Raw genomic sequence first — 14266 nt, forward strand, 5'->3', positions numbered from 1 at the left:
AGTGTTCAGAAATAGAAAGTAGGTTTTTGTGAAAACAACCAATCGTTATCTTGTAGCAACGTGTGGTGTCTTACTCCATCTTATGTTGGGGTCTACCTATGCTTGGAGTATCTATCGTAATCCTATTATGGTCCAGACTGGCTGGGATCAATCTTCAGTTTCTTTTGCCTTTTCATTGGCCATCTTTTGTCTTGGTCTTTCTGCAGCCTTCATGGGACGCTTGGTTGAAAAATTTGGTCCTAGAGTGACTGGAAGTATGTCGGCTGTTCTCTATGCCGGAGGTAACATTCTAACAGGAGTTGCCATTGCTCAGGGAGAGCTGTGGATACTTTATCTTGGTTACGGTATTCTTGGTGGTCTAGGACTGGGTGTGGGGTATATTACGCCTGTTTCAACCATCATTAAGTGGTTTCCTGATAAGCGTGGCCTTGCGACTGGTCTTGCCATTATGGGCTTTGGCTTTGCATCGCTCTTGACCAGCCCTATTGCCCAATATCTGATTCAGGCACGTGGTGTTGAGCAGACCTTTTATATCTTGGGAGTTGTTTATTTTATTGTGATGCTTTTTGTCTCACAATTCATTAAACGACCAAGTGTAGAGGAAGCACAACTGTTGGCTGACAAGAGTCCGAACCGTCAAGCTGCTGATTTAAGCAAGGGAATTACGGCTAATGAAGCTCTGAAATCGTCAACTTTCTACTGGTTATGGCTTATCTTGTTTATCAATATTTCATGTGGCTTAGCCCTTGTCTCTGCAATTTCTCCAATGGCTCAAGATATGGCTGGGATGTCAGCGGAATCAGCAGCAGTTGTTGTCGGTGTTATGGGAATCTTTAATGGCTTTGGTCGCCTTCTGTGGGCAGGCTTGTCGGATTATATTGGGCGTCCGAAGACCTTTATCCTCCTCTTTGTGGTTAATATCGTTATGGCCATCCTCCTAATTGTCCTGCAAGTTCCACTTGTCTTTGTGGTTGCGATGGCTGTTCTGATGACTTGCTACGGGGCAGGTTTCTCTTTGATTCCACCATACCTTAGCGATATCTTTGGGGCAAAGGAATTGGCTACCCTTCATGGTTATATTCTGACTGCCTGGGCTATGGCAGCCTTGGTGGGACCAATGCTCCTGTCGGTAACCTATGAATTGACAAAATCTTACCAGATGACCTTGCTTGTTTTCATTGCTCTTTACGTGGTAGCTTTAGTTATTGCTTACCTCTTGAAAAAGAAGGTTATTCGTCAAAGTAGTCTAATGATGAGGATTTGAGTCATAGATAAGAAAAATCTCTAGCACTTGCTAGGGATTTTTTATATAATAAAACACATGGTTAAATCATATAGTAAAAACGCAAATCACAACATGCGTCGCCCAGTAGTAAACAAGGATATCGTGGATTACATGCGAACGCATCTTCAGGAAAATAAAGGGCATTTGGCTGAGCTGGAGGCCTTTGCTCGTAAGGAAAATATTCCAATTATTCAGCACGAAGTTGTTGCTTATTTCCGATTTTTGTTACAGACCTTACAGCCTAAGAAAATCCTTGAGGTAGGAACGGCTATTGGTTTTTCAGCTCTTCTTATGGCTGAGTACGCCCCTGATGCTCAGATTACGACGGTTGATCGTAATGAAGAAATGATTGGCTTTGCCAAGGAAAATCTAGCCAAGTATGACAGTCGCAAACAAATTACCTTGGTGGAAGGAGATGCTGCTGAGGTATTGCAAGACTTAGACACAGATTATGATTTTGTCTTTATGGACTCAGCCAAGTCTAAATATATCGTCTTTCTACCTGAAATCTTAAAACGTCTTAAGGTTGGTGGGGTCATCGTCTTTGATGATATTTTCCAAGGGGGGGATATTGCCAAAGACATCATGGAGGTTCGTCGTGGTCAGCGGACGATCTATCGTGGCTTGCATCGCCTTTTTGATGCGACCTTAGATAACCCGGGTTTGACTGCTAGTTTGGTACCTATGAGTGACGGGCTTCTTATGCTTCGGAAAAATTCTGAAAATATTATCTTGCCAGATTAAGCATTATTTAAGTAAGTGTGGTATAATAACAAAGATATTGACAATTTAAGGAGTAGATAGAATGGCTAAAGAAAATGAAAATCTTGAGTCGACAGAAGAAACTGTTGAAGAGGTTGTAGCAGACAAAGACGCAGAACAAGAGCATCTTGATCGCCAAAAAGAAGAAGAGGAAAGCATCGCCCTCGCTAGTGAAAAAGCGAAAGAAAAAGCTAAACGTGCTAAAACGAAAAAGACACGTGATGCTGGTAAACCAAGTTCAGGTGGCCGCTTCCTCGGAGGTCTTGCCCTTGTAGCTGTTTCAGCCCTTGTTGGTGCTGGTGCTATGTATGTTTCTCTGGGGAACAAAACGACTGAAGAAACAACCTTGGTATCTATGAAAGGTGATACTGTTACTGTTGGGGATGTCTTTGATTCACTTAAAGGTAGCAACCAAACACAACAAAGTGTTTTGAGTGCAACGTTGCAAAAGGCTCTTGAAAAAGAATACGGTAGCAAGGTCAGCAAAGAAGATGTTGACAAAGCCTATAAAAAATCTTTAGAACAATACGGAGACCAATTCTCACAAGTGCTTGCAGCCTATGGTCAAACAGAAGAGTCATACCGCACTCAAATCCGCACACAAAAATTGGTTGAGTACGCTGTTAACCAAGCTGCACAAAAAGATTTGACGGAAGCAAATTACAAGGCTGCCTATGATAACTACACACCAAATACAGAGGTGCAAGTAGTTTCAACTACTGATAAAGCAGTGGCAGATAAAGTAGACTCTGAAGCTAAAGCAGAAGGAGCAGACTTCTCACAAGTTGCTAAAGATAACAGCTTGGAAGTGACTTCTAAGACAGTTAACTCAGCTTCTCAAGACTTCCCAACAGATGTTTTGACAGCGGCCTTCAAACAAGATGCTAATGCCGTTTCTGACGTAGTGACTGTTTCAAACAGCTCAACTGGTGCTGCAACTTACTATATCGTCAAAACTGTTTCAAAATCTGAGAAAAATGCAGATTGGAAAAACTATAAGGATGATTTGACTAAGGTTATCATCAATGGTAAGAAAGCTGATACTAACTTCACTAACTCAGTAATTGCCAAGGTTCTTAAAAAATACAATGTTAAGGTTGTAGATAAAGCCTTTAGTGCAATTCTTGACCAGTATGCGACTGGTTCTGGAGCTTCATCAAGTTCAACATCAAGCTCTAGCAAATAAATCATAAGATAAAGTTGATAATGTTGTTATCAACTTGACCTAAGACCTAAAACACGTTAAAATGGAAAGTAACAAAGAGTTTTAAAGCTAGGAAACTCTGAGTCTGCCCTTTGAGAAAGGTAATCATTGCTTCGGATACAGAAAAATGGCGGTTGCTGCGAGCCATGGACGGATGGGATTACTTGCTACTCAAAGTTTACAATTTAAGAAAAATAAGAATGACAAGGTCATTGAATGAAGGTGGTACCGCGGTTCACGTCGCCCTTCGTTTAGTGGTCTTGTCTTTTATTCTTTTAGTATTTTCTAAATGGTATAAATTAAGAAATAATTAAGGAGAAACAATGAAACAACTTACTTCAGCACAAATTCGTCAAATGTGGCTTGATTTCTGGAAATCAAAAGGTCACGCTGTTGAACCATCAGCTAACTTGGTTCCGGTTAACGATCCAACTCTTCTTTGGATTAACTCAGGGGTTGCCACTTTGAAAAAATATTTTGATGGCTCTGTGATTCCTGAAAATCCACGTATTACTAACTCACAAAAGGCTATCCGTACTAACGATATCGAAAACGTTGGTAAGACAGCTCGTCACCACACAATGTTTGAAATGCTTGGTAACTTCTCAGTTGGTGACTACTTCCGTGATGAAGCTATCGAATGGGGTTATGAGCTTTTGACAAGCCCAGAGTGGTTTGATTTTCCAAAAGACAAGCTTTACATGACTTACTATCCAGATGATAAAGATTCATACAACCGTTGGATTGCCTGCGGCGTTGAACCAAGTCATTTGATTCCAATTGAAGATAACTTCTGGGAAATCGGTGCTGGACCTTCAGGACCAGATACTGAAATCTTCTTTGACCGTGGCGAAGACTTTGACCCGGACAATATTGGTATTCGCTTGCTTGAAGAGGATATTGAAAACGACCGTTACATTGAAATTTGGAACATCGTTTTGTCACAATTCAATGCAGATCCAGCTGTTCCACGTTCAGAATACAAAGAACTTCCTAATAAAAACATTGATACGGGCGCAGGTCTTGAACGTCTTGTAGCCGTAATGCAAGGGGCTAAAACAAACTTTGAAACAGACCTCTTCATGCCTATCATTCGTGAAATCGAAAAAATGTCTGGTAAAACTTATGATCCAGATGGTGACACAATGAGCTTTAAGGTCATTGCTGACCACATCCGTTCATTGGCATTTGCCATCGGTGATGGTGCCCTTCCAGGTAATGAAGGTCGTGGTTATGTCCTTCGTCGTCTTCTCCGTCGTGCCGTAATGCACGGCCGTCGTCTTGGCATTTCTGATGCTTTCTTGTACAAACTTGTTCCAACTGTTGGTCAAATCATGGAAAGCTATTACCCAGAAGTTCTTGAGAAGAAAGACTTTATCGAGAAAATTGTTAAACGTGAAGAAGAAACCTTTGCACGTACCATCGATGCAGGTTCAAGCATGCTTGACGAGCTTCTTGCTAACCTTAAGAAATCTGGTAAAGATACGCTTGAAGGTAAAGATATCTTTAAACTTTACGATACTTATGGATTCCCAGTGGAATTGACAGAAGAGTTGGCTGAAGATGAAGGCTTCAAGATTGACCATGAAGGTTTCAAAGCTGCCATGAAAGAACAACAAGAACGTGCGCGTGCTAGCGTGGTTAAAGGTGGTTCTATGGGTATGCAAAATGAAACCCTCGCCAACATCACTGAACCATCTGAGTTTTTGTATGAAGCGGAAACTGCTGAAAGCCGTTTGAGCGTGATCGTTGCTGACGATGCTCGTCATGATAGTGTAAATTCTGGTCAAGCACTCCTTGTCTTTGAACAAACACCATTCTACGCTGAAATGGGTGGACAAGTAGCAGACCACGGTACTATCTCAGATGCAGCTGGTACTGTCGTTGCGCGTGTTGTTGACGTTCAACGTGCACCAAATGGACAAGCCCTTCACACTGTTGAGGTTGAAGGTGAACTTGTTGTAGGTGCTAACTACAAACTTGAAATTGATCACACACGTCGTCACCGTGTCATGAAGAACCACACAGCGACTCACCTCTTGCATGCTGCTCTTCATAATATCGTTGGTGATCACGCTGTTCAAGCCGGTTCTCTTAATGAACAAGAATTCTTGCGTTTCGATTTCACTCACTTTGAGGCTGTAACTCCAGAAGAATTGCGTGCTATCGAAGAACAAGTCAACGAAGAAATCTGGAAAGCAACTCCAGTAACAACTATTGAAACAGACATTGACACTGCTAAATCAATGGGAGCTATGGCCCTCTTTGGTGAAAAATATGGTAAGAATGTTCGTGTTGTTTCAATCGGTGATTACTCTGTTGAGCTTTGTGGTGGTACACACGTTGCCAACACTGCTGAAATCGGTATGTTCAAGATTGTCAAAGAAGAAGGTATCGGTTCAGGAACACGTCGTATCTTGGCAGTTACATCACGTGAAGCTTACCTTGCTTATCGTGAAGAAGAAGATGCCCTCAAAGCAATCGCAGCAACACTTAAGGCACCACAATTGAAAGAAGTACCTAACAAGGTTGCTAGTCTTCAAGAGCAGTTGCATGCCCTTCAAAAAGAAAATGCTGCACTTAAAGAAAAAGCAGCAGCAGCAGCAGCTGGTGATGTCTTCAAAGACGTTAAAGAAGCTAACGGTGTTCGTTATATTGCTAGCCAAGTGGAAGTTTCTGATGCAGGTGCCCTTCGTACCTTTGCTGACCAATGGAAACAAGCAGACTACTCTGACGTCCTTGTCCTTGCAGCTCACATTGGTGAAAAAGTTAATGTCCTTGTAGCAAGCAAATCTAAGGGTGTTCACGCAGGTAATGTTATCAAGGTCCTTGCACCAATCGTATCAGGTCGTGGTGGTGGTAAACCAGATATGGCTATGGCCGGTGGTAGCGATGCTAACGGTATCCAAGATCTTCTCTTAGCAGTAGCAGAACAGTTTTAAGATGTGATACAATAAAATAAACTTAAAAAGGTAGGATGGAAATCCTATCTTTTTTCTTAAAAATTTAGTAATAATATTGAAATAATTGTAAAAAATATTTCAAAGGGGTATAATAAAAGTGTGAAAACGGTTCCGATTTTTTATCAAACAGCCTAGAAAGTGAGAGTGATCAAAATGAGAAAGGCATATGTTTTTAAGGAACGTCAATGTTACTCAATACGTAAATATTCTTTTGGAGCTGCATCAGTCTTGATTGGTGCTAGCTTGATGCTTGGTGGACATGCTTTGGCTCAGGAACAAGCCAATAGCGTAAATTCCAACAAGGATAATGAAGTTATTGTAAATAATTCTGAAGCACTTCAAATTGACCAGGCAACTTCAGAAGCTGTTATCGATGTCCTCAATCAACCAGCTTCAAGATCTGAAGCGCCAAGACCTAAGCTTGTTAGCAGTGAAGTTGCTTCCTCTGAAGTTAGTAGTGTAGTGGTCAGCGAGGCTGCTTCTTTGGAAGTACCAGCAGAGGTTGCTCAATCTGCATCTGCTGTTGCTTCTGTTGCGAGCTCAGAGGTGGCTAGTCCACGTTCTGAAGTGTCATTAGTAGCTAGCTCTGAAGCAGCAAGTGAGACTGACCGTTCAGCGACTTCAGAAGTTGCTGAAGCTAGACCTACTGACCGTGAAGCTGTCGATACTAGTCTTCGGACTGTCTTAACTAATGCTAGTCAGCCTGGTGTAGATGGTCCAGTGACTGCTGATGGTTCTCTTGATATCCCATCAAACGGTACTTTCTATTTCCGTCGCACAACTGAAATTCGTACAGCGCCTATCATGGATATCAAACCTACTTTTGTCTTTAGTGCAGGCGACCATGTTATCTATGACAAGGTCTTGAAGAGGGATAGCCACCAATGGATTTCTTACATTGGTTACGACTCTGAACGCTACTACGCTGATATCGCAACTTTGAAGGCTGAAAGCACTAGTAGCACCACTGAAGTGACTAGAGATGAAACCATCCCTGAACGTGGTACTTATTATTTCACTAAACCTGCAGATGTGAAGAACCAACCTAGTTTGACTGCCAAGACTGAGTTCAATTTTGATTCTGGTATGTCAGTCAACTACGATAGATCTTTGCTTGCTGACAACCACCGTTGGATTTCTTATACTTCGTACAGTGGTACTCGTCGTTATGTCGACCTAGGTGCTGTTGCAGAGGCTGTAGCTAAACCAAGAGGCGACATTTCTATTGAAAGTCATAACAATGGTGACTTTAGCGTGGTTATCAGTAATGTATCAGATCAAAACGGTGTCCTCGGAGTGTCTGTTCCAATCTGGTCTGAAAAGAATGGTCAAGATGACATTATCTGGTATAATGCGACTCGTCTTAGCAATGGTAACTACAAGGTTAATGTCAGTCTAAGTGACCACAAGAATGAACGTGGCCTCTACAATGTTCATCTTTACTATGTTGAAACTAATGGTAAATTAGTTGGTGTGGGCGGCACAACATACACAGTTCCTGCCAAGGTTGAAGAAACTCATACAACTACTAGTCATAGCCTTCCTGACTCAGGAACTTATGCTTTCAAAGAACGCTCTAGCATTAAGGCGGAACCTCGTGTAGCAAGCCCAGAGTTGGCCTACTACGATGCTGGTATGTCAGTCAACTACGACAAGATTGTCAGTGGTGATGGTTATCAATGGCTTTCTTACCTCAGCTACAATGGTAACCGCCGTTATGTAGCCGTGGCTAAACTTGCTCAGCGAGAAAGCAAACCAAGCGGTACTATCACTATTGAAAATCTCTCTAATCTTGGTTTCGACGTTCATATTACTAATGTTTCTAGTGGGGACAAAGCTATTCAAGGTGTAAGTGTTCCGGTTTGGACAGCTAAGAACGGCCAAGATGATCTTGTATGGTACCAAGCTGACAGACAAAGTGATGGTAGCTACAAGGTTCGCATCAATCTTACTGACCATAAGGCTGAAGCAGGCGAATACATTGTCCATCTCTACTATGTTCAAGATGGTAAGATGGTAGGCATTGGAGGCACTAGCACAACTGTTCCAGTACAAAGTGCAACCCGCCATAACCTTCCAGCTTCAGGTTCATATACCTTTACCGCTCGAACTGGCATTAAGACTCAACCTTTGGTAGCTAACCCAGATGTTAGCTACTACGATGCTGGTATGTCAGTCAACTATGACAAGGTTGTCAATAATGACGGCTATACATGGCTTTCTTATCTCAGCTATTCAGGACATCGTTTCTATGTGGCTATCGCACCAACGAGTGTGACTAAACCCGTAGAACAACCAGTCCAACCAAACACATCTTCATCTGGTACCTATACTTTTAAAGAACGTTCTAGTATTAAAGCAGAACCAAGTATGGCAAGTCCAGAGTTGGCCTACTATGATGCTGGTATGTCTGTTAACTATGACAAATTGGTGACTGCAGATGGTCATACATGGCTCTCTTATGTCAGCTATGGGGGCAATCGCCGTTACATTGCTATTGATGGTAAGGTAACAGCAGTTGCTCAACCAGCAAGCCCAAGCCTAGCGGCAACTGGCACCTATACCTTTACAAAACCTAGCTCTATTAAGGCTCAACCAAGTGTTGCTAGCCCAGAGTTAGCCTACTATGATAAAGGCATGTCCGTTCGCTATGACAAGGTCCTAACAGCTGATGGTCACACCTGGTTGTCTTATGTAACTTATAGTGGTGCGAGACGCTATGTGGACATTTCTTAAGATTCGTAACATCACTCTCTTTTGAGGGTGGTGTTTGCACTTTAGCAATTGAATCAATATACTATTGAATATATTTTGAAAATATTTGCCGTAAATTAGAGAAAGTTGTAGAATCAAGATGAAAGTATAGGATTCGTTCTATAAGTAGCTAATTCATCTATGACTTCAATGAAAAATTTAGTTGTTTTTGTGTTATAATAATCGAGTAAATTATCAGAAAAGGAACATCACTCATGAAAATTACAAGTAAAATTATTGGTTTAGTATTAGCTCTTATCGTAGTTATCCTTGCTGTCTTTTTGGTGACTAAATTCAACAGCCATGAATCAGCTCGTGTTAGCACAAGTAGCAGTCCAGTCAAAACGGTTAAGAAGTCATCTTCAAGCTCAAGTAAATCTACTAAGAGCGATAAGAAAAATTCAAACCCGCATGTAAAAAATGAAGACACAGAAGATGCAACCATTGCGGTTAGTGGGTCTTCTGTTGCCAAAGACTCTGCAACTAAAGACACTGATGAAACAGTCTTATCTTCAGGAGGAGTTTCTGAGACTACAAAAGAAAAAACAGGAGAAGAAACACAGGCTTCTTCATCGATTAATGGGAAGCAACTAAGTTCAGGTGACTTTAGTTCAATCGCTGGTACTTGGACCAACTCTCGAGGAGAATTTGTCACAATTTCACCAGATGGTACAGTACAAAATGGGCGTGGTTATACTTATCATCTCTATTCTGGACGTTTAAATAATGGAAATTTTTCAGGAACAATTGCTTCTGATGGTGATAGCGCAGCTTTTTGGGCTATTCCTGGAACTGGTAATGGTGATTTAGACCATCTTGTTATTGGTCAAAGTGATGATGCAGAAAATTATCCATTTTATCGTAATTGACATGAAAAAAGATTGCTATTTATTTAGTAATCTTTTTACTTTTGCTTTTATTGGAAAAACAACGAAAATGTAAGTATATGTTGGTCATTTTTTCGATTATGACGAAAATCGGATCGTTTATGATTTAAGTGGGAACAAGTCAAAAAATTTGGTATACTAGTGGACAAGTGAGAAATATTTAGTAACATTTTGTAAAATACTTGTAACATTTGTCGCTTAGTGTTACAATCAATCTGTAACATCAATTCGATAAAGAGGATAATTGATATGAAACGAGAAAAATTTTTACACGAACAACAACGTTTTTCCATTCGTAAATATTCATTTGGGGCTGCGTCAGTTCTTTTAGGAGCTAGTTTGGTCTTTGCGGGCCAAGCTTTGGCTGACGAACACCACGAAGTAGCAACAACCTCAGATGCCACTTTGCGTGCGACTTTAGATAGTGATGCTGTGATAGCAGCTGATATTTTCAGTGGTGTAGCAACAGATGGGGTAGTGTCAAGTGAGAAAGTTAGCCAAGTCTCAACAATTAGCCAAACCACTAGTGAAACTGCTACTAGCGAGGCTACAAGTGAAGTGAGTGCTGGTATCTCACAGGCAGCAGATAAAACATCTGAATCAACAGTTGCCAGCTTAGAAGCAGCAAGTGGTACAAATACTTCATCTGAAACAGCCACTAACTTTGATGTATCTGCCTTAATGAGAGCAGCTGTCAATACTAGTTTGGTGAGCCAACCGGATACAACTACAGCAAGCGATCTTCCAAGCCAAGGAACTTATGTCTACAAGGAACGTACAGAGATCAAGAATCAACCCAAGGTGTCTGCCAAGGCTGAATTTTATGTAAATCCAGGGGATAGCGTCTTTTACGATCAAGTTGTGACAGCTGATGGCTACCAATGGATTAGCTACAAATCATACTCTGGTGTGCGTCGTTATGCGCCAGTGAAACCAGTGGCAGCTGGTAGTGGTAACGGTAATAGTGGTAATGGGGATGGTAAACCTTCTAATGGCGCTCAAGCTACAACAGGTGCTCTGGATATCCCAGCGACAGGAACTTTCTACTTTACACGTAACACAGATATTAAGAAAGAACCAAAAGCAGACCTCAAACCCACTTTTGTTTTCGGTAAGGGTGACCATGTCATCTATGATAAAGTTTTGACAGCTGATAATCACCAATGGATTTCTTACCTTGGTTATGACTATGTTCGCTACTATGCAGATATTGCGACTTTGACACCTGCCAAAGCTGAAACACCAACTGTTAAACCAACAGAGACTAATCAAGCAAAATCAGAAACTACTGGTGCTGAAAAGCTCCCAGCAAGTGGTACTTATAATGTGACACGTAGCTTGAATGTTAAAAATGAACCTAAGGCTTCTGCAGAAACGCTTTATACCTTGGAAAAAGGCTACAAAGTGAACTATGACAAGGTCTTGACTGCGGATAACCACCAATGGATTTCTTACATTAGTTATAGTGGTACACGTCGTTATGTGGATATTGCTACCTTGAAAACTACTGGCTCTCAGCCACAAGAAAACCGTGTTTCTGGTAACCTTACTATCAACAATCAAACGTCTAATGGCTTTGATGTAGTCGTTACCAATGTTTCAGGCGGTGGCAAAGAAGTTCAAGAAGTGCGTGTTCCAATCTGGTCAGATAAGAATGGCCAAGATGACCTTACATGGTATCATGCCGACAAACAATCAGATGGAAGCTACAAGGTTCATGTCGATACAGCCAGCCATAAGGGCGATGCTGGTACCTATTCTGTACATCTTTACTATATGTTAAATGGTAAGAGAACTTATATTACAGAAACCAAAGCTACAGTGCCTGAATCTACTGAAACTAAAGTTACAGGGAAATTGACCATCAACAATCAAACGTCTAATGGCTTTGATGTAGTCGTTACCAATGTTTCAGGCGGTGGCAAAGAAGTTCAAGAAGTGCGTGTTCCAATCTGGTCAGATAAGAATGGCCAAGATGACCTTACATGGTATCATGCCGACAAACAATCAGATGGAAGCTACAAGGTTCATGTCGATACAGCCAGCCATAAGGGCGATGCTGGTACCTATTCTGTACATCTTTACTATATGTTAAATGGTAAGAGAACTTATATTACAGAAACCAAAGCTACAGTGCCTGAATCTACTGAAACTAAAGTTACAGGGAAATTGACCATCAGCAATCAAACGTCTAATGGCTTTGATGTAGTCGTAACCAATGTTTCAGGCGGTGGCAAGACAGTCCAAGAAGTGCGTGTTCCAATTTGGTCAGATAAGAATGGTCAAGATGATCTCACTTGGTATCATGCTGATAAACAGTCAGATGGAAGCTACAAGGTTCATGTAGACACAGCTAGCCATAAGGGCGACGCTGGTACCTATTCTGTGCATCTTTACTATATGTTGAATGGTAATAGAACCTATATCACAGAAACTAAAGCTACAGTCCCTGAATCTCAAGTAACAGGGAAATTGACTATCAACAATCAAACGTCTAATGGCTTTGATGTAGTCGTAACCAATGTTTCAGGTGGTGGCAAGGAAGTCAAAGAAGTGCGTGTTCCAATCTGGTCAGATAAGAATGGCCAAGATGACCTTGCTTGGTATCATGCTGACAAACAATCAGACGGAAGTTACAAGGTTCATGTAGACACAGCTAGCCATAAGGGTGATGCTGGTACCTATTCTGTGCATCTTTACTATATGTTGAATGGTAATAGAACCTATATCACAGAAACTAAAGCTACAGTCCCTGAATCTCAAGTAACAGGGAAATTGACCATCAGCAATCAAACGTCTAATGGCTTTGATGTAGTCGTAACCAATGTTTCAGGCGGTGGCAAGACAGTCCAAGAAGTGCGTGTTCCAATTTGGTCAGATAAGAATGGTCAAGATGATCTCACTTGGTATCATGCTGACAAACAATCAGACGGAAGTTACAAGGTTCATGTAGACACAGCTAGCCATAAGGGTGATGCTGGTACCTATTCTGTGCATCTTTACTATATGTTAAATGGTAAGAGAACTTATATTACAGAAACCAAAGCTACAGTGCCTGAATCTACTGAAACTAAAGTTACAGGGAAATTGACAAATAACGGTTCTTACTATAGTGTTCATGGTAAATACGATGATATTATCATTGTCAATAAGAAACATGGTCTTTCTAAGGACTATAACCCAGGTGAAAATCCTACAGCTAAGGCAGCCTTTGTTCGCCTTCGTGACGATATGATTAACCAAGGTTTGAATGTTGGACGTTCATACAGTGGTTTCCGTTCTTATAACTATCAAAAGACTCTTTACGACAACTATGTTAGCCGTGATGGTCAGGCAGCTGCGGACCGTTACTCAGCTCGTCCTGGATATAGCGAACACCAAACTGGATTAGTCTTTGATTTGACCGATAAATCTGGTAATTTGCTTGAAGATTCACGTGCTAGCCAATGGCTTAAAGACAATGCACATAACTATGGCTTTATCGTTCGTTTCCAAGCAGGTAAAGAAGCTTCAACTGGCTACATGCCAGAAGCATGGCACATCCGCTATGTGGGTAAAGAAGCTAAAGATATTCACGATTCAGGCTTGAGTTTGGAAGAATACTTCGGTATCCAAGGTGGCGATTATGCTACTAGCAACAAACCTGCTGAAAGCAAACCAGCCACTACAGGTGCCATCAATCTTCCAGCGACAGGAACTTATAGCTTTACAGGTCGTGCGTCAATCAAGGCGGAAGCCAAGGTTTCAAGCCCAGAATTGGCCTACTATGACAAAGGTATGAGTGTTAACTATGATAAGGTTCTGACAGCTGATGGCCGTCAATGGCTTTCATACGTAGCAGCAAGTGGTGCTCGTCGTTATGTTGACATTGCCGCAGCTAAAGCAGAGGCTAAGCCAGAAGTCAAACCAGTTGCTAAACCAGCGGATAAACCAAGTCTCCCAGAGTCAGGCCGTTATACCTTCATAGGTCGTGCGTCAATCAAGGCGGAAGCCAAGGTTTCAAGCCCAGAATTGGCCTACTATGACAAAGGTATGAGTGTCAACTACGATAAGGTTCTGACAGCTGATGGCCGTCAATGGATTTCATACGTAGCAGCAAGTGGTGCTCGTCGTTATGTTGACATTGCCACAGCTAAACCAGAAGTCAAACCAGTTGCTAAACCAAGTCTCCCAGAGTCAGGTCGTTATACTTTCACAGGTCGTGCGTCAATCAAGGCGGAAGCCAAGGTTTCAAGCCCAGAATTGGCCTACTATGACAAAGGTATGAGTGTCAACTACGATAAGGTTCTGACAGCTGATGGCCGTCAATGGCTTTCATACGTAACAGCAAGTGGTGCTCGTCGTTATGTTGATATTGCTTAATGAAGTCATGAATCAGGTTGGACAATGTGTCCAGCCTTTTTTGATGGCT

The 14266-nt window shown here is 41.6% G+C and carries 7 protein-coding genes; all 7 read left to right on the top strand.

Annotation, left to right across the window (positions count from 1 at the left end):
- The first annotated feature begins 28 nt into the window (after positions 1–28).
- Complete coding sequence (locus tag EL076_RS02475; protein WP_003095525.1) at positions 29–1264, top strand: L-lactate MFS transporter; 1236 nt, start codon at positions 29–31, stop codon at positions 1262–1264.
- A gap of 57 nt (positions 1265–1321) precedes the next feature.
- Positions 1322–2029, top strand: coding sequence for an O-methyltransferase (locus EL076_RS02480; RefSeq protein WP_014633986.1), 708 nt, complete (start codon positions 1322–1324; stop codon positions 2027–2029).
- 61 nt (positions 2030–2090) lie between these two features.
- Positions 2091–3233: a peptidyl-prolyl cis-trans isomerase gene (locus EL076_RS02485; protein WP_003095651.1), complete on the top strand. Its 1143-nt coding sequence runs from the start codon at positions 2091–2093 to the stop codon at positions 3231–3233.
- A gap of 341 nt (positions 3234–3574) precedes the next feature.
- The gene (gene alaS, locus EL076_RS02490; protein ID WP_126429106.1) at positions 3575–6193 is read left to right on the top strand and encodes an alanine--tRNA ligase; all 2619 of its coding nucleotides are present in this window, start codon (positions 3575–3577) and stop codon (positions 6191–6193) included.
- A gap of 174 nt (positions 6194–6367) precedes the next feature.
- On the top strand, positions 6368–8950 hold the full coding sequence (locus EL076_RS02495; protein WP_039976697.1) for an SH3 domain-containing protein: 2583 nt from the start codon (positions 6368–6370) through the stop codon (positions 8948–8950).
- Positions 8951–9183: 233 nt separating this feature from the next.
- Positions 9184–9837, top strand: coding sequence for a DUF6287 domain-containing protein (locus tag EL076_RS02500; RefSeq protein WP_003095378.1), 654 nt, complete (start codon positions 9184–9186; stop codon positions 9835–9837).
- Between the two features lie 267 nt (positions 9838–10104).
- Positions 10105–14217: an LD-carboxypeptidase LdcB/DacB gene (gene ldcB, locus EL076_RS02505; RefSeq protein ID WP_126429108.1), complete on the top strand. Its 4113-nt coding sequence runs from the start codon at positions 10105–10107 to the stop codon at positions 14215–14217.
- Positions 14218–14266 lie beyond the last annotated feature (49 nt).

The sequence above is a fragment of the Streptococcus vestibularis genome, assembly GCF_900636445.1.
In the GTDB taxonomy this organism is placed as follows: Bacteria; Bacillota; Bacilli; order Lactobacillales; family Streptococcaceae; genus Streptococcus; species Streptococcus vestibularis.

Bases quoted from the DNA above. Each gene is read 5' to 3' on its own strand.
- alaS (WP_126429106.1), top strand. From the start codon at position 3,575: ATGAAACAACTTACTTCAGCACAAATTCGTCAAATGTGGCTTGATTTC.
- EL076_RS02500 (WP_003095378.1), top strand. From the start codon at position 9,184: ATGAAAATTACAAGTAAAATTATTGGTTTAGTATTAGCTCTTATCGTA.
- EL076_RS02485 (WP_003095651.1), top strand. From the start codon at position 2,091: ATGGCTAAAGAAAATGAAAATCTTGAGTCGACAGAAGAAACTGTTGAA.
- EL076_RS02495 (WP_039976697.1), top strand. From the start codon at position 6,368: ATGAGAAAGGCATATGTTTTTAAGGAACGTCAATGTTACTCAATACGT.
- ldcB (WP_126429108.1), top strand. From the start codon at position 10,105: ATGAAACGAGAAAAATTTTTACACGAACAACAACGTTTTTCCATTCGT.
- EL076_RS02480 (WP_014633986.1), top strand. From the start codon at position 1,322: ATGGTTAAATCATATAGTAAAAACGCAAATCACAACATGCGTCGCCCA.